This window comes from Kitasatospora sp. UYEF31 (genome assembly GCF_057291755.1).
This window is the reverse complement of the sequence record NZ_JBXAWK010000050.1, coordinates 23173-47067: the sequence shown is the minus strand read 5'-3', so window position 1 is coordinate 47067 and position 23895 is coordinate 23173. Positions and strand designations below refer to the sequence as shown.

Here is a 23895-nt window from a genome sequence, read left to right as displayed (position 1 = left end):
CCGAGCGCGTCCGGAGGACGCAGTCCTTCCGGGCGACGCTCCGGCGCCGAACAACCCCGGAGCGCAGCGACGGGCGCGAAGCGAGGGCGCGAAGCGTCCCGAGCGCGTCCGGAGGACGCAGTCCTTCCGGGCGACGCTCCGGCGCCGAACAACCCCGGAGCGCAGCGACGGGGATGTGAGGAAGACGCCGGAGCTTGGAGCCCGGCATCAGACGGAGGACGCAGTCTTTCCGGGCGACGCTCCGGCGCCGAACAGCCCCGGAGCGCAGCGACGGGCGCGAAGCGAGGGCGCGAAGCGAGGGCGCGAAGCGTCCCGAGCGCGTCCGGAGGACGCAGTCCTTCCGGGCGACGCTCCGGCGCCGAACAGCCCCGGAGCGCAGCGACGGGGATGTGAGGAAGACGCCGGAGCTTGGAGCCCGGCGTACATACAGTCAGGTCCCCGCCCGCTCTCAGGGGAAGTGACCGTCCGGCACCGGGGAAGGTGTGCCGGAGAGCGCGGAGCGGGTGGAGACCTCACCGCACGTCCGCAGCGGGGTCCTCTGACGCGGGCCCGGGTGTCCCGGGCGTCCACGCGGGTGTTTGCGCCGAATTGCCCGCCACTGTACTGCACCAAACCTCAAGGTCAACCCTTCGAAAACCCGCCCTACAAGCCTCTCCAACCACAAAATCGCAGGTCAAGGCCAATGAAGCGATATGGAGATCCAAATAATGCGGCGGCATGCACCACTCGTACGCCGACGCGCGCGCTCCCCGTACGCCCTAACGTCCTGTCCGGCCCTTGAACCCCCGTAGGCGCGCACCGCGCCGCTCCGCTACCGTCGCGCGTATGAACGACACCGCCGCCCCCGCACGCAGCGACGAGGCCGCACTGCCATTCGTCGAGGTGATCGACCGCCTCCTGGAGGCCAACCACCGGTACGCCGCGGCGTACGTCGACCCTGGCATGTCAGCGGCCCCCGTCCAGAAGGTCGCCGTGGTGTCCTGCATGGACGCCCGCCTGGACCTGCACGAACTGCTCGGCCTCGAACTGGGCGACATACACCTGATCCGCAACGCCGGCGGTGTGGTCACGGACGACGTCATCCGGTCGCTGACGATCAGCCAGCGGCACCTGGGCACCCGGGGCGTCGTGCTCATCCACCACACCGGCTGCGGCATGCTCACCGTCACCGAGGACTTCCGGCACGAGCTGGGGAACATCACGGGGCAGCGGCCCGCGTGGGCCGTGGAGGCGTTCATCGACCTCGACTCCGACGTCCGGCAGTCGATGAACCGCGTTCGTACGTCGCCGTTCCTGCTGAGCGGCGACAATGTCCGTGGGTTCGTACACGATGTCGCCACCGGGCTGCTCCGCGAGGTCCCGCAGCTGGAGCCGGCGGGCCCCGGCGCCTGATCCGGAGGGAACACGGCGGAACCAGTCAGGCCGTGGACAGAGTCGTACATCCCGTGTCCGGAGGGGTCTGTTCCCCGACGGACGGTTGCCACCGAACCCGGATCCCCCCGATGATCACCTGACCAGGCGGCCGGACGGGGTGACGGATCCGCATCCGGTTGGGGACAATCGCCACCACACTCCAGTGTGGCGGCCAGGGGGAGGACTCGGGTGTCGACGTTGAACGATCAGGCGGACCTTGTGGGGACCGCCGCGGTGTCGAAGGTCTCTTCGACCGCGATGCGTATCCGCAAGTCCATGGAAACGGTGATCGAGGGCAAGCCCGAGGTAGTGCGCCTGGCGCTGACCGTGCTGCTCGCCGACGGGCACCTGTTGGTCGAGGACGTGCCCGGGGTCGGCAAGACGATGCTGGCCAAGGCCCTGGCCAAGTCGGTGGACTCAACGGTGCGGCGCATCCAGTTCACGCCCGACCTGCTGCCGTCGGACATCACCGGCGTCAGTGTGTACGACTCCGAACGGCGCGAGTTCGAGTTCAAGCCGGGCGTGGTGTTCGCGAACATCGTCGTCGGCGACGAGATCAACCGCGCCTCGCCCAAGACCCAGTCGGCCATGCTCGAATGCATGGCGGAGCGTCAGGTCACAGTCGACGGTACGACCTACGAGCTCGAATCGCCCTTCATGGTGATCGCCACCCAGAACCCGGTGGAGATGGAGGGGACCTATCCCCTCCCCGAAGCGCAGCGTGACCGTTTCATGGCCCGGGTGTCGATGGGCTACCCGTCGCCGGACGCCGAGCTGCGCATGATCAGCGGGCACGGGGCGGGGTCGCCGCTGCTCGACCTGAAACCGGCCGCCACCGCCGCCGACATCGTCGGACTGATCGAAGCGGTCCGGCAGGTGCACCTGTCCCCGCCGGTCGCGCAGTACGCGGTGGACCTGGTCAACGCCACCCGCAACAGCCCCGAGCTGCGGCTCGGCGCGTCGCCGCGGGCGACGCTGCACCTGGTGCGCGCGTCCAGGGCCGCCGCGGCGCTCGACGACCGCGACTACGTACTCCCGGACGATATGCAGGCACTGGCCGTGGCGGTCCTGGCGCACCGGCTGATCCCGACCGCGGAGGCGCAGATGGCGCGGCGCAGCGCGGAGCAGATCGTCGCCGACCTGGTCCGACGGGTGCCGGTGCCTGGGCCCGGCTTCAGCAACAACAACTCGGCCGGGCACAGCGGTCCCGGGCAGGCCGGTCCCGGCCAGAGCGGGGGGAACCGGCAGGGCGGACTGCCGTCGGTGCCTCCGCCGCCGCAGTACCAGCCGCAGGCCCCGCACGGCGGTGTCCCGTACCCGGCGCCGGCTGTCTACGAGGGGCAGCGGCCGGGCGAGGCCGACGGGTACGGCTACCCGGCGGCACGCTGAGATGCCCGGGGCACAAGGCCGTTCCCGTACGGACGACCCGTACCGGGAGGGTCTGGCACGTCCGGCGGCACTGCCCCGGCCGACCGGGCTCAGCCGGGTGCGGGGCCTGTTCCGGCTCCCGGCCGGGATGTCGGCCGCGATGTCCGGCCTGACCACCCGGGGGCGTTCGTTCCTGGCGGCGGGGCTGGCCGCGGTGGGCTGCTCGGTAGTGCTCGGCCAGCGGGACCTCCTGCGGGTCGGGCTGCTGCTGACGGCGCTCCCGCTGATCGCCGTGCTCGTGGTGGCGCGCTCCCGGCAGCTGGTGACCAGTTCGCGGTCGCTGGCCCCGGCCCGGGTGGCCGCGGGCCAGGACGCCCAGGTGCGGCTGCGGATCGACAACGCGGGCCGGCTGCCCACGGGGCTGCTGATGCTGGAGGACCAGGTTCCGTACGTCCTGGGCTCCCGGCCGCGGTTCGTCCTTGAGCGGATCGAGCCGCACGGGCAGCGCCAGGTGGCCTACCGGGTGCGCTCGGACCTGCGCGGGCGGTTCCCGGTGGGGCCGCTGCGACTGCGCCTCGCGGACCCGTTCGGGATGTGCGAGCTGAGCCGGTCGTTCGCGGCCCGCGACGTGCTGACGGTCACTCCCCCGGTGCAGGTGCTGCCGGGTACCGACCTGGGCGGCGAGTGGACGGGTTACGGCGAGAGCAGGGCCCGGACGCTGTCGGCGTCCGGTGAGGACGATGTGATCCCCCGGGAGTACCGGCACGGGGACGACGTCCGCCGGGTGCACTGGCGTTCGACCGCGCGGCGCGGTGAGCTGATGGTGCGCCGGGAGGAACAGGCCTGGCAGAACCAGGCGGTGGTCCTCCTCGACACGCGGTCCGGCACGCACTGCGGCGAAGGTCCTTCTTCGTCCTTCGAATGGGCGGTGGCCGCGGCCGCTTCTGTCGGGTCGCACCTGGCCAGGCGCGGCTACACCACCCGGCTCGTCGGCGGCGACGGACAGTCCCTGGCCGGCGCCCCGCAGGTCATCAAGGCGGGGGCCCTGGAGACCGAGACCCTGCTTCTCGAAGGCCTCGCGGTCGTCGGCCAGGAGGCACCGGGGACCCTCGACCGGGCGGAGGCCGCGCTCCGCGCGGGCGACGACACCGGCATGGTCGTCGCGGTGCTCGCCGGGCTGACCGAGGACGACGTCCACCACCTCGCCCGGATCCGGCAGGGGGCGGGGCGGGGTATCGCCGTGCTCCTGGACACCGCCGCGTGGCCCGGAACCGCCGTCCCCGGACTGCTGCCGTACGCGACCGCCGCCGGGATGCTGCACCAGGCGGGCTGGCGGGTCCTGCCGGCCACCGCCGCGTCCCGGCTGCCGGACCTGTGGCGGTCCGCGGGCCGGACCGCCGGGGAAGCACCTTCATACGGGGGAACGTCGTAGTGGAAAGAATCCGCGTCTCACTGGCCGCCGCACTGGCGGTGGCGGTGACCTCGTGCGCCCTGCTGCCGCTGGTCGCCAAGGGGGCCTGGCTGGTCCTCGGGGTGGGGGCCGTGGTCCTGACCGCGGTCCTGGGCGAGGCGCTGCGCCAGCTGTCCATGCCACGCCCGCTGATCCCCCTGGTCCAGTTGCTCATGCTGGTCCCGTACCTGCTCCTGATGCTGGTCCCGGAGACCGCCGGACCACTCCCCACGCCGGAGGCCGTGCGGGCCCTCGGCGATCTGGTCCGCAGCGGCGGCAGCGACATCCGGACCTTCTCCCCGCCGGTCCCGGCCAGCGAGGGCATGTCCGCGATCCTCGTCGGCGTCATCGGCATCGTCGCGGTGCTGGTCGACACCATCGCCGTCACCTACCGCCAGGCCGCCCCGGCGGGGCTCCCGCTGCTCGCCCTCTACAGCGTCCCGGCCGCGCTCACCGAGGACGGCCTGGGCTGGAAGATCTTCCTGCCCGCAGCCCTGACGTACGTGGTCCTGCTGCTCGCCGAAGGCAACAGCCGGATGCGCGGCTGGGGCCGCGCGCTCAGCCCGGAGCGGCCGGTGCGGGAGTACCCGTGGCTGCGCCTGGCGTCCCGGGCCCGCGGCGGAATGGCCATCGGCGCGGCCACCCTCGCCGTGGCGGTGCTGATCCCCGCGATCGCCCCGCTGGGCGGCAACCGGCTGCTCGACGAGGCCGACAAAGCCGAAGGACCGCGGCGGATCACCACCATCAACCCGGTGGTCAGCCTCCAGTCCGAGCTCAACCAGGCCGAGGACGTCACGCTGCTGCGGTACACCACCGACGCCGAGAACCCGACCAGCGTCTACCTGCGGATCTCCGCCCTCGACAAGTTCGACGGCGCCAGCTGGCAGCCGTCCGAGCGGCCTCTGGAGGACGTGCCGAACACGTTCCCGCAGCCCGACGGACTCACCAGCTCCGTGAAGTCGGAGTCGTTCACGGTCAACGTGGAAGCCGACAGGAACTACAAGCAGCAGTCACTCCCCATGCCGTACCCGGCCACCTCGGTGAAGGTCGGCGGCGACTGGCGGTACGAACCCGAGGGCCGGCTGCTCCTCGCCGACAAGGGACAGAGCACCCGCGGCCTGTCCTGGACGACCACCGCGATGGACGTCCGCCCCACACCGGCCCAGTTGCGCAACGCCGGGCCGGCACCGACGTCGATGGCCGCCTACCTGCAGCTGCCCGCCGGGACGAACCAGGTGGTCGGCGCGCTCGCCCAGCAGATCGGCGGCTCGGGACCGGCCGCCGACCAGGCCCGCCGCCTTGAGGACTGGTTCGCCCGCACCGGCGGATTCCGGTACGACACCCGTTCGGTCGGCGGCAACGGACTGAACGCGCTGGGGAACTTCCTCCAGCAGAAGGTCGGCTACTGCGAGCAGTACTCCTCGGCGATGGCCGTGATGGCCCGCTCGCTCGGCATCCCCGCCCGGGTGGCGGTCGGCTTCGTCCCCGGTGCCCCGCAGGGTGACGGCAGCCTGCGGGTCGGCACCCACGACGCGCACGCCTGGCCGGAGCTCTACTTCTCCGGCATCGGCTGGCTGCGCTTCGAACCGACCCCGACCCGGGGCAACAACCCGCCGTGGAGCGCCCCGGATCCCCTGGACACCAGCCCGTCCGCGTCGCCGACCACAACCCAGGCACCGGGCGCCAGCGCGTCGCCGACCGGGTCGGCGACGTGCAGGCCGGGTGCCGAAGGCTGCCCGGAGCCCTCCTCGTCGTCCGTCCCCGTTCAGGCCGCCGACGGCTCCGGACCGAAGGTGCCGCTGGGCTGGCTGCTCGCCGGGCTCGTGGTCCTGCTCCTGACGGGACTGCTCGCCACACCCATGCTGCTGCGCCGCCGGATCAGGCGGCGCCGCCTCGGGGCCCTGGGACACGCCGTCGCCGACCGGCCTGACGGCACGGAACCGGCGGTGCTCGGCGCGTGGGCGGAGGTCCTGGACACCGCCGCCGACATCGGGCACGGGGCGCCGGCCTCGGAGACTCCGAGACGGTCCGCAGCCCGGCTCGCCGGGCTGCTGCCCGCGGAGGCCCGCGAGGCCCTGTCGAGGCTGGCCGGGTCCGCCGAACGCCAGCTGTACGGGACTGCGGAGCAGCCGTACGACACCGCGCTGGGTTCGGATGTGTGCCTGATCCGCGACGCCCTGCTCGCCGCGGCCCCACGCGCCGCCCGCACCAGGGCGCTGCTGCTGCCGCCGTCGTTGCTGCGCCGGGTCCGCCTGCGCCCCGGGGCGCCGCCGGAGGACCTGCGCGGGGAGTTCTCGCGCTGAGGCGGCCGGGGCCGCCGGGCGTTCACAGCCCGGCGGCCCCGGGCCGTACGGTGCCCTGCGGGAAAGACCGCAGGAAAAGGTGCGGGAAAAGGTGCGGGAAATGGGCAACGGGCCTGGACGTCCCCGACTGAGGGGGTCGTCCAGGCCCGTTGCCGCACCTGCGTCGTGGACTTCTCAGTTGTTGCCGAAGTCGTCCCGGCGCCGGTTCCAGCGTTCCTCGAACCGGTTCATCACCTTGCCCCGGCGCGGCGGTCGCGCGGCACGGCCACCCGCCAGACCTGCGACGTTGTCGGGCACCGCAGTGCCTGGGCGGCGCCAGCCGGTAACGGCCGTCAGCACCCCGCCGAGCATGATCAGGAAGCCGATCACCCCGGCCACGATGCCGCCGGTCGACGGGGCGTACGTCATCCCGACCATCAACACGACCACACCTGCGATGAATCCGGTGATGCCCAGAAGCAGGCGACGCCGGGTATGCGTGCGCAGACTGGTCCCCTCGAGCGCTGTCGCCAACTTGGGATCCTCGGCGTACAGCGCCCGCTCCATCTGCTCGAGCATGCGCTGCTCGTGCTCTGAGAGCGGCACGGCGTCCTCCTTCGTCGGCCGCGACGCGACCGGTGCGGCCCTTTCAGAATAGGCAGGAGACGGCCGTCGTGAAACCCACCGGCCGCACAACGAACGAACCCGCGGGCCCGTTCCCGGTCCCGCAACCCCTCATTGTCACGGCCGAAGTGCTGTGCCAGCATCGGCGACGGCCCCCACTACCCGGTACATGCCCTGGCCGAAGCACATCATGTCCCTTGGTCAGGGCTTCGATGATATGCGCAGGACAGCCCGGCCGGACCGGTTACGCCGGGGCAATCAGCCACAGGGGTGGAAAAATCCACCACCGGCTGAACCGTCACGCCGCCGGACGGTACGCGAGCAGGTGCAGCTGGGTGGCAAGCGCGCGGTATTCCGGCAGCTGGGCGGCGGCCCGTTCCAGGTCGAGCAGCGCGTCGAAAGCGGCCGGATCGTCCACCAGGACACCGGGCACGAGGTCCGCGAAGACCCGCACCGCGTGCACCGGGCCCGCGGTCAGACCTGCCTTGGCGACGAGGTCCGTCAGGTCGGCCACGGAAAGCCGCCGCTCCAACGGGTCACCGTCGCCCCAGCGGCCCCGCGGGTCGCCCAGCGCGTGCCGGGCCTCGGCGAAGTCGCCGGACAGCGCGCGGGCCAGGACCGCGCCGGTGCGGTTCGCGGCGAGCAGGCTCAGGGTGCCGCCGGGGCGCAGTGCCCCGACCACCTGGGCGAGCGCCTCGGCGGGGTCGTCGACGTACTCCAGGACGCCGTGGCACAGGACCATGTCGGCGCTGCCCGGCTCGACCACGTCGAACAGGCCGTTGGTGTCGCCCTGGAAGGCGCGGATGCGGTCGGCGACGCCGGCCTCGTCGGCCCGGCGTTCCAGGGCGGCCAGGGCGTCGGGGCTGGGGTCGACGACGGTGACCGTGTGCCCGAGGCGGGCCAGCGGGACAGCCAGGTTGCCGGTGCCGCCGCCGGCGTCCAGGACGTCGAGGGAGGTCCGTCCGGCCGTCCGCGCGCGCTGGTCGAGTGCGTCACCCAGCACCTGCCAGACGACGGCGGTACGTAGCGAGCTGCGGCGACGCATCCGGTCCGACACAGGCGGGTCCTCCTTCAGTGCGCGGCACCGGCGGGACCCGGGCCAGCTGATCGGACTCCAGCTTAGAGGCTCCCCCGGCAGGGCCCGGCTGCCGCTGCGTGGACCGTCAGAGCCGTTTCGTACGGGTGACCCCGTACGCCCGGCGTTTCCCGGAGGCCCCGCGCCCGGGGAACCCCGTCTCACTCCGGCGGGCGGGACACGTCCGTCAGGAGCGGCAGGCCGAGCAGCCGGACCACAAGGCGGTGGAAGGTCTCGACGTCGCGGACGAGGTCGTCGGCCTCACGGCGGGTGGCGGCGCCCGGCAGGTCGGCTTCGGCGGCGGCGCGCTTGCGCGCCCCGGCGGCGAAGTGCGACGCCCATTCGGTCAGTTCCGGCGCGACCTTGGGCAGGAGTTCCCAGGCGCTGCGCGGGCGGCGGCGGATGTACGGCCGGTCGTCGGGGACGGCGCGGGCGGCCAGGACGGCTGCGGCGGTGCGCAGGGCGGCCAGGTGCGCCGCGGCGTAGCGCAGGTTGGCGTCGTCGCCCGCCGCGGCCGCTTCGGTCAGGCCGTCCCGGGCCGAGGCGAGCAGGTCGAGGGCGCCCGGCGGGGCGGTGGACCAGCGCAGCGGCGCCCGGTACGGCAGGGGTATCCCGTCGGTGCCGGTCGCCGAGCCGCTCACGGCCGGACTCCGGCCCATTCGAACGCGTGCCGGGTCTGGTCGCGGTTTCCGCCGCCGGTGTCGCGGCTTCCGCGGCTGTCGTAGCTTTCGCGGCTGTCGTAGCTTTCGCGGCTGAGTGTCCAGGTGCCCCGCTCGCCGTCGAGGGCGAGTTCGTACACGCCCAGCGGCGCGCAGCGGCCGGCGGCGGCTTCTACCCGCCAGACTTCCGTCGGCCTGCCCGCGGACTCCTCCACCCGGTGTCCGAGGACCGCGCGCACGACGTACAGCCGGTCGTGCCAGAGGAATCGGGTGGGGTCGGTACCGCGGCACAGGACCTCCACCGGGTCGGTGTGTCCGTACGTCATGTGCTGCCTCCCTGGTCGCCGTGCCCTGCGCCTGCCCGGTGCCGGGCGGCCGGACCCCGGCCGGTGCCGCGCTTCCCCTCGCGCCTCCGGCCGGGGCGGTCCGTGGTCCGTCCGCTGTGGACGGCTGCTCCGCTGTGACCGGCGCCCGTGGTGGTCCGCCAGTCCACTGATCGAACATTCGAACTGAAGTTCGATCAATGAAGTCATTGAACTCCGCACCCCCGGCATCGTCAACACTTTTTTCACATTTCGGGGCGAAAGCCCCAGACAGCGAATTTTTCGATCCTTGTTCGAATCTAGTGCCGACCGTTCTTCCAGACTGGCAGGCCGCACCGACACGCCCCCGGTCTCCCGGGTTCAGCCACTCAGCCGCAGGGCCGGCACCGGACGCGGCGCACCGGTGACATGACGAAGGGCCCCGCCGCGGCTTCCCGCGACGGGGCCCTTCCGCCGATCCGCTACCGCGTCCCCCGTGGCCGCGGTCGCGCCGGTCCGCCGGTGTCCGGCTTTCGACGCCGGGCCCGCCACCCCCCGTGGGTGGCGGACCCGACTGCTCCCCCGTGGGACCCGGCGGCCCCCCCGTGGCCATCACTCTGCCGGAGCCCCAATGGCCCCGGCATCCGTACGGATACTCAGGCTGAATTACTCAGAGACGGGTCGGAATGAGTCGCGCATCCGTGATTTTCTCCGCTTTGTCCTGATCTGATCTGGCCGTCGGGAAGGTTTCGAAAAAAATCACCATCGGCGTACAACCCCTCAGGGGGGTCGGGAGTCCAACCTTGCAACAAGCCCAACAGATGCGCCGGATCCGCTGGGGGGCGGTTTCCGGCGCGCGTCACGGCACGGTCCTCCTGGCGGATTCCGACGCTGGAGGACCGTCCGCGACGGTCCGCACCGCACAGTCGCCCCGGCAGGTGGCGGTGCATGGGGGAGGGGGCCCGCCGCCCTGGGGGTGGTGCCGCGGGACGAAGGCCGGGCCCGGTGGATCCCTGGGGGGTGATCCACCGGGCCCGGTTTTTTGTGCCTGGCCCTGTGCCCGTCCCCGCGCCTGCGGGGCCATGGCCTACGCTCGGGCGACGTGGCACGAATCGTGGTTGTCGGGGCAGGTATGGGCGGATTGGCGGTCGCCGCCCGGCTGGCCGCCCAGCGGCACGAGGTCGTCGTCTGCGAGCGCCAACCGCGCACCGGCGGCGTGATCACCCCGCTCGTCCGGGACGGATTCACCTTCAGCGGCGGGCCCGGCGTGCTGACGCTGCCCGCGGTCTACCGCGACCTGTTCCTGAAGACCGGCGGCGCGCTGGAGGACACCCTCGACCTCGTCGGGGTCGACCCGGCCACCCGACTGGTGTTCGACGACGTGACGGTCGAGCTGCCCAACGCAGCGCGGGACGCCACCGCACAGGCCCTCGACGCCGCGTTCGGCGCCGGGTCCGGCGCGGCCTGGAACACCCTGCTCGCCCGCGGCGGCGACATGTGGACGACGATGCGCAAGCAGTTCACCGAAGTGCCCTACGCGGAGGGCGACCCCGCCCGGCCGCGCAGTTGCGGGACCCGCGCCGACTGGCGCACGACGGTGCCGTGGCGCTCACTGCGCGCGCTCGGCAAGGACTACCTGCCGGACGCCCGGATGCGCGCGTACCTCGGGCACTTCGCCGTCGAGGGCGGCGGCGACGCCCGCCGCGCACCGGCGACGGTGGCCGTCCTGCCGTACCTGGAGCAGACCTTCGGCCTCTGGTACGTCCGCGGCGGGCTGCACAGGATCACCGGAGCCCTTGAGGACCGCTGCCGCGGGCTCGGCGTGGAGATCCACACGGACACCGAGGTCGTCGGCATCTCCCGGAACGGGCCGCACACCACCGTCGATGCGGTACGGACCGCTGACGGCCGCCGGTTCGAAGCCGACCTCGTGGTCACCGACGCCGCGATGCAGCGCCCCCGACTGTCCCCGCTCGGCACCCAGCGCCGGGCGCCCACCTCTGTGTTCGAGCTGTACCTCGCGGTCCGCGACGACGGGCTCGACCTGCCGCACCGGTCGTACTTCTTCGGCGGCCGGGTCTCCGGGCGGCAGGGCGCCCGGGGGCGGGGCCCGGGCGGCGGAGGTGCCGACACGAAGGGCTTCGGCACACAAGACTTCGGCGGGCGGAGCGGGCCGACACTGTGCGTGTACGCGCCACAGGACGACCTGCTGGCCCCCGCCGGGCACCGGGCGGTCACCGTGCAGGTCCGGGTGCCCCGGCACGGCTCCGGCGGCCGGAACTGGAGCGCGGAGACCCGCGACGCCTACGCGCAGACGGTGCTCGACCTACTGGAACAGCGCGGACTGCCGGTCCGCGACCGGCTGCTCTGGCATGCGGCCCGCTCCCCCGCGGACATCGCGAAGGCCGGCGGGCTGCCCGGCGGGGCGCTGGGCGGGGCGGCCTTCGACGGGCTGCGCTCCGACCTGCTGCGCGCTCCGAACAGGGCGGCCGTCCCCGGTTTGTTCCACGTCGGCGAGGCGGCGCACCCGGGGGGCGGGCTCATGCGGGTGGGGATGTCGGCGGCGCTGGTGGCGGAGGAGATCGGGCGTGCGAAGAAGCAGAAGAAGGACTGAGGGGGCTGCTCCGCCCGCTCCGCTCGCTCTGCCTGTTCTGCCTGTTCTGCCTGTTCTGACTGTTCTGCCTGTTCTGACTGGTCTGACTGGTCTGACTGGTCTGTGCGGTTGCCCGGGTCGATCGTGTCCGGACACTGTGCGTCGATCTCCAGCCACAGCATTCCGGGCATGTTCGATGCGAGGTGGGACTAGGGCCTGTTCTGGGTTTCCCGCCGGACCAGGCCGCGTTGTCCGGCGCCGTGCGTCGCAAGGCGCCGGATCCGAACCCGTACCGGTCGTACCTGGAGGATTCGGCAACGCCGCGAGGGGCGGTGCCAGGCAGCGCGGCCCCGGCGGGAAACCCAGAACAGGCCCTAGCTCACCGGCGCCCCCGCCGTCCCTTGCTCCGGCCGCGGCCGAGCACCCAGCCGTTCTGGTAGCCGCGCCGCAGGTGCTGCGCTGTGAGGAACTGCCCGACCGCGAACAGGAAGATCCCGATCCCGCTGGCGATCGGGTGTTTTATCGCCACTCCGGCGACCACGCCGAGGAAACCGAGGAGTGCCAGCAGCCGGTAGCGGAACGGAGCCCCGTGCTGCCACAGGGCCTCGGTCAGCAACCACACCCCGACCAGCGCAAAAAGCAAATACAACGCCACGTAGCCGAGATCGCCGATCTGCACCTGGTGTCCGCCCCTTCAGCTGTGCCCACAGCGGTTGACGCCGCAGGGCCGGAAATCGTTGCCGACACCCTAGAGGGCATACGGAACAGGGACGGCGCGGGTGCGGGAAAAGTTCCCCGGTCAGGCAGCCGCGGGCAACAACGTGGGGAGCCCTCGGTGGTGCGTCAGCGGTACGACAACGGCAGCCCGCAGGCAACTCGCCGGTGCGTCAGCGCAGTTCGCGCAGCCCGAGGTTCTGGTAGATCTCCAGCGTCGCGGTCGACCTGTTCATCGTGATGAAGTGCAGGCCCGGAGCGCCCTCGGCGAGCAGCCGCTGCGACATCGCCGTCGCGTACCCGACGCCCACGGCGTGGACCGCCGCCGGGTCGTCCTTGACCGCGAGCACCTGCTCGACCAGGTCGGCCGGGAGCTCCTCGCCGCACAGCTCGGGGATCCGGGCGAGGTTTCGGACGCTCGTGATCGGCATGATCTCGGGGATGACCGGCGTGGTGCAGCCCGCCGCCGCGACCTTGTCGCGCAGCCGCAGGTAGTCGTCGACGTTGAAGAACATCTGGGTCAGCGCATAGTCGGCGCCGGCCCGGCACTTGTCGACGAAGTGCCGGATCTCGCCGTCCCAGTCGGCCGACCTGGGGTGCTTCGTCGGGAACGCCGCGACGCCCACGCAGAAATCGCCCGACTCCTTGAGCAGCCGCACCAGTTCGATCGCGTACGTGTAACCCTGCGGGTGCTTGACCCACGGCCCCTGCACGTCGCCCGGCGGGTCGCCGCGCAGGGCGAGCACGTTGCGCACGCCCGCGTCGGCGTACTGGCCGATGATGTTGCGCAGTTCGGCGACCGAGTGGCCGACTGCGGTCAGGTGGCCCACCGGGGTGAGTGTGGTGTCCGTCGCGATGCGTTCGGTCATCCGTACGGTGTTCTCGCGGCTGGAGCCGCCCGCGCCGTAGGTCACCGAGACGAAGCTGGGAGTGTGGCCCTCGATCCGGCGGACCGCGTCCCACAGGCTGCGCTCGCCGGCCGGGGTCCGGGGCGGCATGAACTCGAAGGAGAACGTCCGCCGGCCGTCGGCGAGCATGTCGCTGATGGCGGGAGCCCGGTGCCGGTTAGGGGGCGTCACGGTCGCCGCATCGAGAGTCATACACGCAGGTTACCGACCGCGCACTTCGGCGCGAAGACGAGATTCACCTGATGAGACGCAGGCCGCGGACCCGGCTGCGGGCCGGTCTGTGACCCCTGCCCGTTACGCTGACCGGGATTGTCCTCAAGGGAAGACGCCTGTGACTGCCGAAGACCGCCCCACCGCCACGTCCCCCCATGCCGTCCACCCGCTGGACCGGGAGGGACTGCGGGACCGTGTTGGCGCCGCGCTCACCGGCTTCGCCGACCGGCAGCAGACCGTGCTGGCTGGGATAAGCGACGAGCTGGCCCCGGTCTCCGCCGCACTGCGCGACTTCCTGCTCGACGGCGGGAAGCGGCTGCGTCCCGCCTTCTGCTACTGGGCCTGGCGCGGGGCCGGCGGGCTGCCGGGCACGGCCGACGAGGAAGCAGTGGTGCGGGCGGCGACCTCCCTGGAACTGCTGCAGGCCAGCGCGCTGATCCACGACGATCTGATCGACTCAAGCGACACCCGGCGTGGTTTCCCGTCGGTGCACAAGCGGTTCGAGACGCTGCACACGTCCTCCGGCTGGCAGTTCTCGACGGAGTCGTTCGGGCAGGCGGCCGCAGTGCTGCTCGGCGACCTGTGCCTGTCCTGGTCCGACGAGATGTTCTACGCGAGCGGAGTCTCCGACCAGGCCTTGCGCCGCGCCAAGCCGCTGTTCGACGTGATGCGTACGGAGGTCATGGCCGGGCAGTACCTCGACGTGCTCGAACAGGCGATGGGCGGCCGCTCGGTGGAGCGGTCCCGACGGGTGATCCGCTTCAAGTCCGCGAAGTACACGATCGAACGTCCCCTGCACGTGGGTGCCGCCCTGGCCGGGGCCGACGGCGCTCTCATAGACGCCTATTCCGGCTACGGGCTCCCCCTGGGTGAGGCCTTCCAGCTAAGGGACGACGTCCTCGGCGTGTTCGGGGATCCGGCCCTGACCGGGAAGCCCGCGGGTGACGATCTTCGCGAGGGCAAGCGCACCGTCCTCCTCGCCCTTGCCGCGGAGCGGGCGGACGCCGACCGGTGGGCGCTGGTCGAGGAGCTTCTGGGGGACCCCGGCCTGGACGACACCGGGGTCAAGGAGATCCGGTCGGTGATCGAGGAGACCGGGGCGCTCGCCCAGGTCGAGCGCATGATCACGGAATTGACCGGGCAGGCCCTGGCCGCGCTGGACGCCGCGCCCGTCGCCTTCGATGCCCGCGCCGTCCTGCGGGAGCTGGCGCTCGCCGCGACCGTCCGCCGGGTCTGACCCGGGCACGGACACGACAACCACAGCGGTGGCGTCGGCGGTGGCCTGGGCGGCGGGTCCACCAGGACCGGCGCCGGCCGGGGCAGGCCAGTCCCGGTAGCCGGAGCCGCCCGGCGCGCCGGGACCCCGCGATCCACCGGAGCTGACGGAGCCGCCGCAGCCCGTTCCGGTCCGGTTGACGTCGTGGCTCTCCCGGGGCGGGCCGGGCGGCGGGAAGGCTCCCGGCGGCGACGGGACCCAGGACGGCGCTGCCGGAGCGGCCCGCACCGGCTGCGGCACCCGCTCCATGAGGCCGGGTTCCGCGATGGTGGAACCTGTGCCGGGCCGCAGGAACTGCGGCGGGTTGTGGGTGACGAACAGCAGTCCGGCGACCGCCCCCGCGAGGACGAACAGCGGCACGAACAACCGGGTCGCCCCACCACAGTCGGCCGTCTGCCGGACGGCGGGCTGCGGCGACTGTGCCGGTCGGCCTGACTGCGCGACCGGCCCGGCGGGGAACGTGCCGACGGGGAACGGCCCCGGCCGGCCGGTGTGCCGACGCGGCCGGGGCAGTCGGACGACCGGGACGGCCGTCTCCGACTGGGTCTTCGGCCGGGGTTGTGGTTGTGACCCTGCTGGTGCCGGTGCTGGTGCCGGTGCCGATGCCGATGCCGATGCCGATGCCGGTGCCGGTGCCCCAGACTGCGGCTGCGCGCCTGTGCCGCCTGACGCGTCCGGGCCGCCTTGGGCGTCCGGCCTGGTCCGCGGCCCTGCTTCCGGCCCTGCTTCCGGCCCTGCTTGCGGCCCGGTCTGCGGCTCAGCCCGGGTGTCCGGCCCGGTCCCGGGTTCGGTGGAGAGCAGCACCGCGTCGTACGCGGAACCGGGGCGGCTGCTCGACGGATTCGATTCGGTGGTGGATTCCATGCCTCGAAGTCTTGCCGGTTCCAAACCGCCCGTCGGCCGGATTCACCCGGTCTGTGGACAACCAGGGCCAGATTCGGCCCGGACCACCCGTTCGGCGTAGTCGCCTACGAAGTTGTCCACATTTTCCCGGCAGGGCACTGGCACACCCGGGTCCGTGTGGTATCCGGCGGGCTCCCAGCGCCCGGACAGTTCCCGGTGCACTGGCCGCTCCCGGCGCGCTGATCAGCTCCCACACACCGGCGATTCTCAGCGCACCACAACACGGAAGGTCCGGTAGTGGTCGCCGGTGTAGTACCGCTCCCCCGCGCCGCCGCCGATGAGGCGTCGCGCCCCGCGGTCGCCTTCGCCCGGCGTGGGGACGGTGTACTCGCGGTAGTAGTCGGCCCGCTGCGTGGGCAGCCGGCGCTCCCGGTTGCTGAACACCGTGCCGTCCTTGCGGTACGGGAAGGGCCCGCCGGAGTCGATGAGCTGGAGTGTGCGCTGCGCCTCGGGCGCCAGCTCACCGGCCTTGACCGTGCCCATACCGGGCGGAACCTGAGCCGCCGGCGGCTGCGGCCCCGGGTTTTGGACCGGCGTCTGCTTCTGGCCCTGCGTCGACGGGCCCTGCCTGGCCGCCGCCGAAGCACCCCCGGAAGCGGCCCCGGCCGATTTCGGCCTGCCGTCGCCGCCCCCGCCGAGCACCGCCCAGAGGACCACCAGGACCAGCACAAGTAGACCGGCCCCGGCAGCGAGCCGGGTATTTCTGGACATGGCAGGCATAACGGAATGCTGGCACGCGGCTCAGGCCACGTCCTCCCGACACGCTCACCCGCGTAGAGCCGCGGCGGTCAGCCGCGGCGGTCAGCCGCGGCGGTCCACGCAGGAAGTCCTGCGCCCAACCGGCGCACGAACTCCGCCGTCGCCGCCCCCGGGTCGTCCGCGTCGGTGATCGCGCGGACCACGACGACACGTCGCGCCCCGGCGTCCAGGACCTCGTCGAGGTTGCCGAGGTCGATGCCGCCGATGGCGAACCACGGGCGGTCCGTGCCGAGCGCCGCCGTGTACCTGACCAGGTCGAGGCCGGGCGCGTGCCGTCCGGGCTTGGTGGGGGTCGGCCACACCGGACCGGTGCAGAAGTAGTCCACACCGGGCTCTACGGCCGCCGCGTCCACTTCGGCCTCGGCGTGTGTGGAGCGGCCGATCAGTACGCCGTCGCCGAGGATCCGGCGGGCGTACGGCACCGGCAGGTCGTCCTGGCCCAGGTGCAGCACCTCGGACCCGGCCGCGGACGCGACGTCGGCCCGGTCGTTGACGGCGAGCAGCTTCCCGTGCCGTCGGCAGGCGTCGGCGAACACCGCAAGGTGCTCCAGCTCCTGCTTGGCCTCAAGCCCGGTCTTCTGCCGCAGCTGGACGATGTCCACACCGGCCGACAGCACCGCGTCCAGGAACTGCGGCAGGTCACCCTGCCGCTCCCTGGCGTCGGTGCAGAGGTAGAGGCGGGCGTCCGCCAACGGACTCGTTCCGCGCAACGGGCTCTGCGGGCTCACAGGGCCTGAGCCCGCCGACGGACCTCCGTCATGCGGTTCTCAAGCAGCCCGTCGATCGGCCGGCCGGGCAGGGAGTCGTCCGGAGTGAACATCCACTCCAGGATCTCCTCGTCGCTGAGACCGCGGTCGGCCAGCAGCGACAGGGTGCCGGCCAGCTTCTTGACCGTGTGGCCGTTCTGGAAGAACTCCTCCGGGACCAGCAGGGGCATGCCGGGGCCCTGGCGCACGGCCAGGAAGGCGCGCTCCTTCAGCAGCTGGCGCACCCGGGTGATCGGCACGCCGAACATCTCCGCGATGTCGGGCAGGTGCACCCACTTGGTGATCAGGGTCTGCAGACGCGTCTCAATGTCAATCTCGCTCTCACTCACAGGAGCAAGGGTGTCATGAGACGACCTCACACTTCGACCCGCCCGGGTCGACTTACCCGCCTACTGACTTGCCCGCCTACTGACTTGCCCGCTCGACGATCAGGCCCGCCCGACGATCAGGCCCGCCCGACGATCGCGTCCTTGACCGGCACCGCGGGGTCGGCGAACTTCACCGTGTCGACCCGGGCGCCCGAGTTGATGAGCCGGCGCCCCTGCGCGAGGTCGCGCGGGCGGGCGACGGTGAGCAGAGCGACCAGCGCGCCGTCGACCAGCCACCCGGCGGACCACTGCCCGTCCCCGGGGGTGCCGCGGAACAGCGGTTCGACACCTTCCGGATGGTGGCCGATGTACTGCACCATGCGGCCGAACTGCTCGGACCAGAAGTACGGCACCGGGTCGTAAGCGTCGTCCGCGCCGAGCAGGTTGGCCGCGACCGTGCGCGGGGCCTGGAGCGCGTTGTCCCAGTGTTCGACGTGCATGACCCGGTCGTAGCGGGCCGAGGCGAAGGACGCGCAGTCGCCGACGGCGTAGACACCGGGGAGAGAGGTGCGCAGCCGCGCGTCGGTGGTGATGAAGCCGCGCGCGTCGAGTGCGATCCCGGATCCGGCCAGCCAGGCGGTCTCCGGGCGGACGCCGATGCCGACGACGACGGCGTCAGCCGGCAGGCTGCGGCCGTGGGTGAGGTGGACGGCGCCCTGTTCCAGGCGGTCCACCCGGGTGTCGAGCAGGAGTTCGATTCCGGCTTCCGCGTACCACGGGGTGAAGCGTTCGCCGAGTTTTGTGCCCAGGGCGTTGGCGAGCGGTGCGCGCAACGCTTCGACGACGGTCGTGCGGCAGCCGAGCGTGGCCGCGGCGGTGGCGACTTCCGCCCCGATCCAGCCCGCGCCGACGATCACGACGCGCGCCCCGGGCACCAGCGCGGAGCGCAGTCGCCGGGAGTCCTCGATCGTCCGGATGACATGGACACCGGGCAGGTCCGCGGCACCGGGCAGGTTGATCACATGTGCGCCGGTCGCGATGACCAGGCCGTCGTACGGGACGACTCCCGCGTCGGTGTCGACTTCGCGGGCGCCGGGACGCAGTGCGGTGGCGGTGACGCCCAGTCGCAGGTCGACGCCGAGGGCGTCCCAGTCGACCTCGAAGGAGCTGTCGTCGCTCTTGCCGAGCAGGACGTCCTTGGACAGGGGGGGTCGGTCGTACGGACGGTGGGACTCCGCGCCGAGGAGGGTAATCCGCCCCGCGTACCCCTGGTCCCGCAAGGCCACCACGGTCTGCAGGCCGGCCATGCCGGCGCCTACGACAAGCACGTTTTCCATAGGGGGAACCCTATTCGGCGGCGATGCCCGACAAAGGCCTTGACTCTGTCAAATACCTCACAGTCCTCTATGCCGGGCTCCAAGCTCAGGCGTCATCCTCCCTCCCCCGGACTCCGTCCGGGAGGTGCCCCCTCCTTCGCTTCGCTCAGTCGCCTCGTGGTGGGTCCGCTTGGGCGTTCGCTGCGAAGTGGCTGTGGTTCACAGCTCACATCCGCCGTCTTTCCCTTAGGAGCCTCGCCCCTCGTGCGACCCGGGACAACGTGAGCAGTACGGTGGCCCTGTATCGCGGGAGCCCGGTGGACCGGGCTGAGAGAGGGGCTGGCCGCCCCTGACCGTCCGAACCTGATCCGGGTCATGCCGGCGAAGGGAGATCTCCTCAATCATGGTTTTTTCCACACCAGACGTCGTTGTGGTCGGCGGCGGGGTGATCGGCCTGGCCTCGGCCTGGCGGGCGCGCAGCCGGTACGGGCTCACCGTCACCGTGGTCGACCCCGCTCCCGGGCACGGCGCCTCGCACGTCGCGGCCGGGATGCTGGCCCCGGTCAGCGAGCTCGGGTACGGGGAACAGGCGCTGCTGCGACTCAACCTCGCCTCCGCCGGCCGCTACGCCGCGTTCGCCGCCGAGCTCGAAGCAGCGTCCGGCCTGCCGTCCGGCTACCGGGCCTGCGGGACCATGGCTGTCGCGGCCGATCCCGACGACCGGACGGCCCTCAGGGAACTACACGTCTTCCAGGAGCGGCTCGGCCTGGAGTCAACGTGGCTGACTGCTCGTGAGTGCCGCGGTCTGGAACCGATGCTCTCCCCGTCGGTGAGCGGCGGACTGCACATTCCGGGCGACCACCAGATCGACAACCGCCGCCTTGTCACCGCTCTCCTGTCCGCGTGCGAGCGCGCCGGAGTCACCTTCGTCCGCTGCGACGTTGTCGCCATAGTGACGGGAAACAACCGGGCGACGGGGGTGCGACTGGCCGGCGGCGGTGTCATCACCGCAGGTCAGGTACTGCTCGCCGCAGGTGCCTGGTCAGGCTCGGTGGGCGGGCTGCCGCCGGACGTGCTGCCACCGGTCCGGCCCGTCAAGGGCGAGATCCTGCGGCTGCGGATGGATCCCGCGCAGCCCCTGATCACCCACAACGTCCGCGGCCTCGTCCGGGGCGGGGCCGTGTACCTGGTCCCCCGTACGGACGGCGAACTGGTCGTCGGGGCCACCCGCTGCGAACTGGGCTTCGACACCGGGGTGACCGCCGGCGGGGTGTACGAACTGCTGCGCGACGCCCGCGCCCTGGTCCCCGGGATCACCGAACTGCCCCTGGTCGAGTCCGTCGCCGGGCTGCGTCCTGGAACACCGGACAACGCCCCGCTCATCGGTCCTTCCCGACTGCCCGGCCTGATCGTCGCGACCGGGCACTACCGGCACGGCGTCCTGCTCACCCCCGTCACGGCGGACGCGGTGGCCGAAATCCTCGCCACCGGCGATGTGCCCGCAGTGGTCCGCCCCTTCGGCCCTGGAAGGTTCACCCCGACCACTGCCGCAGTCCCGGAGGTCTCACCATGAAGAACCCGGCCAGCACCGTCGACGTGACGGTCAACGGCGAGCCGCACAGCCTCGCCCCGGGCACGACCGTCGCCGCGCTGGTCGCCGCGCTGGCGCCCGGCAACAAGGGGGTCGCCGTCGCGCTCAACGCCGAGGTCGTACCGCGCGGCGCCTGGCCGGTCACGGCTCCGGCGGCCGGCGACCTCATCGAGATCCTCACCGCCGTCCAGGGAGGCTGACCCATGACCATGACAACAAGTACTCAAGTCGACACTGCCACCGACCCGCTGGTCATCGCCGGACAGAAGTTCACCTCCCGGCTGATCACCGGGACCGGCGGAGCGCCGAATCTGGAGGTCCTCGAGCAGGCCCTCCTGGCCTCCGGCACGGAACTGACCACCGTGGCCATGCGCCGGGTGGACCCCACGGCCACCGGATCGGTCCTGGACGTCCTGCTCCGGCACGGGATCCGCGTCCTGCCGAACACCGCCGGGTGCTTCACCGCCGCCGACGCCGTCCTCACCGCCAGGCTCGCCCGGGAGGCACTGGGCACCGACTGGGTCAAGCTCGAAGTGATCGCCGACGAGCACACCCTGCTGCCCGACCCGGTCGAACTCCTGGACGCCGCCGAGCAACTGGTCGACGACGGGTTCACCGTCCTGCCCTACACGAACGACGACCCCGTCCTGGCCCGCCGTCTCGAACAGGCCGGCTGTGCCGCGGTCATGCCGCTGGGCTCGCCGATCGGCTCAGGGCTCGGCATCCGCAATCCGCACAACATCGCGCTGATCGTCGAGCAGGCCCGGGTCCCGGTGGTCCTGGACGCCGGTCTGGGCACGGCCTCGGACGCGGCGCTGGCGATGGAGCTGGGCTGCGACGCCGTACTCCTGGCCTCGGCGGTGACCCGGGCGCAGGAGCCGGAGTTGATGGCCGCGGCGATGCGGCACGCGGTCGTGGCGGGCCGTCTCGCGTTCCGCGCGGGACGCATCCCCCGGCGCTTCCTGGCGCGGGCCTCGTCGGCGATGACGGGGCTCCCGGACCTGCGCTGAGGGCCCCAGAGCACCAGCGGTGCAACGCGACCCCGCACCAGGCGAGGGCGCGAAGCGTCCCGAGCGCGTCCGGAGGACGCAGCCCGACCGGGCGACGCACGACGCCGACCGACGACTGAGCGAAGCGAAGGCGACGGGAGGACAACGTCGCGCCTGGAGCCCGGCAAAAAAACAGGAACCGCGGGCATAGGCCCATTCGTCAGTGTGGTGGACCCCTAAACTCACTCCCCGTGGACATGCTGATGAATGACCCGCTGGTCGGGCGCGTACTCGACGGCCGTTACCGCGTGCTGGCCAGGATCGCCGAAGGCGGCATGGGCACCGTGTACCAGGCACAGGACGAACGCCTGGAACGAGTCGTCGCGGTCAAGGTGATGCGCCCCGCACTGGCCGCCGACGACGACTTCGTCGCGCGCTTCATCCGGGAGGCCAGGTCCGCCGCCCGGCTGTCGCACCCGAACGTGGTCAACGTCTTCGACCAGGGCAAGGACGGCGACGTCGTCTTCCTGGCGATGGACTACGTCCAGGGCCGCACACTCCGCGACCTCCTCGACGACCTGGGCTCGCTCACTGTCCGGGAGTCCTTCGGCGTACTCGAACCGACGCTCGCCGCCCTGGGCGCGGCGCACCGGGCCGGGTTCATCCACCGGGACATCAAGCCCGAGAACATCCTGATCTCGGACGACGGCGTGATCAAGGTGGCCGACTTCGGCCTGGCCAAGCCCACCGGCAGCGGCGCCGACGTGCTCACCGGCACCGTGCTGATCGGCACGGTCACCTACCTGTCACCCGAGCAGGTGGAAAGCGGCGAGGCCACCACCAGGACCGACGTGTACGCGGCGGGCATGGTCCTGTACGAAATGCTCACCGGTCACAAGCCGTACGAAGGCGGCACGCCCGTCCAGGTCATATACCGGATCGTGCACGAGGACGTGCCCGCGCCGTCGGGCCACGTCCCGGGCCTGCCCGCCGCGGTGGACGCGCTGGTGCGCCGGGCGACCGCCCGCGCCGCCGGGTACCGCCCGGTGGACGCCGACGACTTCCTGGCCGCCGCGCGCCGGGTCCGCCAGGCCCTGACCGCGTCCGAGCTGGACGCCGGGGTCGGGCAGCGGGACCACGAGCCGACCCTGCGGGAGTCCAAGGCCGCGGCCTGTCCGCCGCAACAGTTCCTGGACCATCCCGGTCAGCACGCCGCGCAGGCGTATCCCCCGCAGCCGTCGTTCGCCCCGGGCGGGCAGGCCCCGCCGCCGCGCACCCCGGCTTACGGCGTGCCCGCGGCCGGGGAGCGGGTGCCGGCCGGCCACACCCAGCAGTTCCAGGTCCCCTTCGACCTGGGCCCGCTCAGTCTGAGCACGGAGTCCGTCCTCGACGAGGAGCAGGAGCGCTACGCCGCCGCGCACTCCGGCTACGGCGGCCCGCCCGCCGGGCCGGTGGACGAGCGGCGGCGGCACCGCGGCCCGTCCCGCGGGCAGTGGCTGCTCGGCCTCGCCCTGGTGCTGGCCTTCACGCTCGGGGTGGGGGGCTGGTGGTACGCCATCGGGCGGTACTCCGAGGTGCCGACCACGATCAGTATGTCCCAGGCCGCCGCGACGAAGAAGATCAAGAACGCCGGTCTCAAGGCGACCTTCCAGGAGGAGTTCAGCGAGACCACTCCCGCGGGCACCGTCCTGGGGACCGACCCGGCCTCCGGCAAGCGGATGCTCGACGGTTCCACGGTGAAGGTCACGGTGTCGAAGGGCGCGGAGCGGTTCCCGGTGCCGGCCATCGCCAACGTGACCGTCGAAGAAGCGCGCAAGATCCTGCAGGACGCGAAACTCAGCCCCGGCACCCAGACCAAGCGGTCTGACCCGGACGTCCCGGCCGGCAAGGTCATCGGCACCAACCCGCCCGCCGGTCAGCCGTTGGCCCCCGACGCCGCGGTGGAACTGCTGATCTCCACAGGTCCGGAGATGAGCACTCTGCCGGACGTGCTCGGCCGCACCCCGGAGGAAGCACGCGACGCGCTCCTCCAGGCGGGCTTCGCCACCGTCGTGGTCACCCCGGACCCGGTCTTCAACGACACCGTCCCGGCAGGCCGGGTCGCCGTCCAGTCCCAGCCCGGCGGCACCCGCATCCCCAGGAAGACCGTGATCACCCTGACGGTCTCCAAGGGGCAGGACCAGCTCCCCGTCCCCGACGTGAACGGCAAGTCGGAGGACGAGGCCAAGCAGATCCTGACCGCACAGGGCTTCCAGGTGGAGGTCAACAAGTCGATCTTCCCGTTCGGTCCGGGCAAGGTGAACGGCCAGAACCCCGGCCAGGGCAGCATGGCCAAGCGCGGTTCGAAGGTCACCGTCAGCGTCTGGTGACCTCAGGGGTTCCTGT

Annotated in this window: 21 protein-coding genes and 1 riboswitch; of the genes, 11 read left to right on the top strand and 10 right to left on the bottom strand. The window is 72.1% G+C overall.

Going from position 1 to position 23895, the window contains the following annotated elements; genetic code table 11:
• Nucleotides 1-825: 825 nt before the first annotated feature.
• From AC0Z36_RS22445 to AC0Z36_RS22430, 4 genes are all read left to right on the top strand, one after another.
• A complete protein-coding gene (locus AC0Z36_RS22445; protein ID WP_485464802.1) occupies nt 826-1392 on the top strand; it encodes a beta-class carbonic anhydrase in 567 nt (188 codons plus the stop codon).
• 279 nt (nt 1393-1671) lie between these two features.
• On the top strand, nt 1672-2802 hold the full coding sequence (locus AC0Z36_RS22440) for an AAA family ATPase (RefSeq protein WP_485464806.1): 1131 nt from the start codon (nt 1672-1674) through the stop codon (nt 2800-2802).
• Between the two features lie 127 nt (nt 2803-2929).
• Nucleotides 2930-4213 carry a DUF58 domain-containing protein gene (locus tag AC0Z36_RS22435; protein WP_485464805.1) on the top strand — a complete coding sequence of 428 codons (1284 nt, stop codon included), beginning with the start codon at nt 2930-2932 and terminating at the stop codon, nt 4211-4213.
• Nucleotides 4213-6534, top strand: a complete 2322-nt coding sequence (locus AC0Z36_RS22430; RefSeq protein ID WP_485464801.1) for a transglutaminase TgpA family protein — start codon at nt 4213-4215, stop codon at nt 6532-6534. The genes AC0Z36_RS22435 and AC0Z36_RS22430 overlap by 1 nt, the downstream gene beginning before the upstream one ends.
• Nucleotides 6535-6708: 174 nt before the next feature.
• Here the strand turns inward: AC0Z36_RS22430 and AC0Z36_RS22425 are convergent, their stop codons facing one another.
• The 4 genes from AC0Z36_RS22425 to AC0Z36_RS22410 all read right to left on the bottom strand — a co-directional run bounded on the left by AC0Z36_RS22425 (nt 6709) and on the right by AC0Z36_RS22410 (nt 9197).
• Nucleotides 6709-7119, bottom strand: coding sequence for a DUF3040 domain-containing protein (locus AC0Z36_RS22425; RefSeq protein WP_485464800.1), 411 nt, complete (start codon nt 7117-7119; stop codon nt 6709-6711).
• 316 nt (nt 7120-7435) lie between these two features.
• On the bottom strand, nt 7436-8194 hold the full coding sequence (locus AC0Z36_RS22420) for a methyltransferase (protein WP_485464799.1): 759 nt from the start codon (nt 8192-8194) through the stop codon (nt 7436-7438).
• A gap of 179 nt (nt 8195-8373) precedes the next feature.
• Nucleotides 8374-8853: an SAV_6107 family HEPN domain-containing protein gene (locus AC0Z36_RS22415; RefSeq protein WP_485464798.1), complete on the bottom strand. Its 480-nt coding sequence runs from the start codon at nt 8851-8853 to the stop codon at nt 8374-8376.
• Nucleotides 8850-9197 carry a DUF6504 family protein gene (locus AC0Z36_RS22410; RefSeq protein WP_485464797.1) on the bottom strand — a complete coding sequence of 116 codons (348 nt, stop codon included), beginning with the start codon at nt 9195-9197 and terminating at the stop codon, nt 8850-8852. Before AC0Z36_RS22410 ends, AC0Z36_RS22415 begins: the two co-directional genes overlap by 4 nt.
• A 1078-nt stretch (nt 9198-10275) precedes the next feature.
• Between AC0Z36_RS22410 and AC0Z36_RS22405 the strand changes: the two genes are divergently transcribed.
• Nucleotides 10276-11787 (top strand): phytoene desaturase family protein, encoded by a 1512-nt coding sequence (locus AC0Z36_RS22405; protein WP_485464796.1) that lies wholly within the window; start codon nt 10276-10278, stop codon nt 11785-11787.
• A 358-nt stretch (nt 11788-12145) separates the two neighbouring features.
• On the opposite strand, the gene AC0Z36_RS22400 is transcribed toward AC0Z36_RS22405, so the two are convergent.
• Both AC0Z36_RS22400 and metF read right to left on the bottom strand, forming a co-directional pair.
• A complete protein-coding gene (locus tag AC0Z36_RS22400) occupies nt 12146-12445 on the bottom strand; it encodes a hypothetical protein (protein ID WP_485464795.1) in 300 nt (99 codons plus the stop codon).
• A 208-nt stretch (nt 12446-12653) separates the two neighbouring features.
• Nucleotides 12654-13580, bottom strand: a complete 927-nt coding sequence (metF, locus tag AC0Z36_RS22395; RefSeq protein ID WP_485464794.1) for a methylenetetrahydrofolate reductase [NAD(P)H] — start codon at nt 13578-13580, stop codon at nt 12654-12656.
• Between the two features lie 139 nt (nt 13581-13719).
• Between metF and AC0Z36_RS22390 the strand changes: the two genes are divergently transcribed.
• Together AC0Z36_RS22390 and AC0Z36_RS22385 are read left to right on the top strand one after the other, a co-directional pair.
• Nucleotides 13720-14838 carry a polyprenyl synthetase family protein gene (locus tag AC0Z36_RS22390; protein ID WP_485464793.1) on the top strand — a complete coding sequence of 373 codons (1119 nt, stop codon included), beginning with the start codon at nt 13720-13722 and terminating at the stop codon, nt 14836-14838.
• A gap of 345 nt (nt 14839-15183) precedes the next feature.
• Complete coding sequence (locus tag AC0Z36_RS22385; RefSeq protein WP_485464792.1) at nt 15184-15312, top strand: hypothetical protein; 129 nt, start codon at nt 15184-15186, stop codon at nt 15310-15312.
• Between the two features lie 675 nt (nt 15313-15987).
• Here AC0Z36_RS22385 and AC0Z36_RS22380 read toward each other — a convergent pair.
• The 4 genes from AC0Z36_RS22380 to AC0Z36_RS22365 all read right to left on the bottom strand — a co-directional run bounded on the left by AC0Z36_RS22380 (nt 15988) and on the right by AC0Z36_RS22365 (nt 18951).
• Complete coding sequence (locus AC0Z36_RS22380) at nt 15988-16491, bottom strand: guanyl-specific ribonuclease (protein ID WP_485464791.1); 504 nt, start codon at nt 16489-16491, stop codon at nt 15988-15990.
• A 77-nt stretch (nt 16492-16568) separates the two neighbouring features.
• Complete coding sequence (thiE, locus tag AC0Z36_RS22375) at nt 16569-17231, bottom strand: thiamine phosphate synthase (RefSeq protein ID WP_485464790.1); 663 nt, start codon at nt 17229-17231, stop codon at nt 16569-16571.
• Between the two features lie 32 nt (nt 17232-17263).
• Nucleotides 17264-17635, bottom strand: coding sequence for an Rv2175c family DNA-binding protein (locus AC0Z36_RS22370; protein ID WP_485464789.1), 372 nt, complete (start codon nt 17633-17635; stop codon nt 17264-17266).
• Nucleotides 17636-17751: 116 nt separating this feature from the next.
• Nucleotides 17752-18951 carry an NAD(P)/FAD-dependent oxidoreductase gene (locus AC0Z36_RS22365; RefSeq protein ID WP_485464788.1) on the bottom strand — a complete coding sequence of 400 codons (1200 nt, stop codon included), beginning with the start codon at nt 18949-18951 and terminating at the stop codon, nt 17752-17754.
• Nucleotides 18952-19226: 275 nt separating this feature from the next.
• A riboswitch (TPP riboswitch) is annotated at nt 19227-19337 on the top strand.
• Between AC0Z36_RS22365 and thiO the strand changes: the two genes are divergently transcribed.
• The 4 genes from thiO to pknB all read left to right on the top strand — a co-directional run bounded on the left by thiO (nt 19334) and on the right by pknB (nt 23879).
• Nucleotides 19334-20503, top strand: coding sequence for a glycine oxidase ThiO (thiO, locus tag AC0Z36_RS22360; RefSeq protein ID WP_485464787.1), 1170 nt, complete (start codon nt 19334-19336; stop codon nt 20501-20503). Its footprint overlaps the riboswitch before it by 4 nt.
• Nucleotides 20500-20721: a sulfur carrier protein ThiS gene (gene thiS / locus AC0Z36_RS22355; protein ID WP_485464786.1), complete on the top strand. Its 222-nt coding sequence runs from the start codon at nt 20500-20502 to the stop codon at nt 20719-20721. Before thiO ends, thiS begins: the two co-directional genes overlap by 4 nt.
• Nucleotides 20722-20724: 3 nt before the next feature.
• Nucleotides 20725-21531 carry a thiazole synthase gene (locus AC0Z36_RS22350; RefSeq protein WP_485464785.1) on the top strand — a complete coding sequence of 269 codons (807 nt, stop codon included), beginning with the start codon at nt 20725-20727 and terminating at the stop codon, nt 21529-21531.
• Nucleotides 21532-21767: 236 nt separating this feature from the next.
• Nucleotides 21768-23879, top strand: a complete 2112-nt coding sequence (pknB, locus tag AC0Z36_RS22345; RefSeq protein WP_485464804.1) for a Stk1 family PASTA domain-containing Ser/Thr kinase — start codon at nt 21768-21770, stop codon at nt 23877-23879.
• Nucleotides 23880-23895 lie beyond the last annotated feature (16 nt).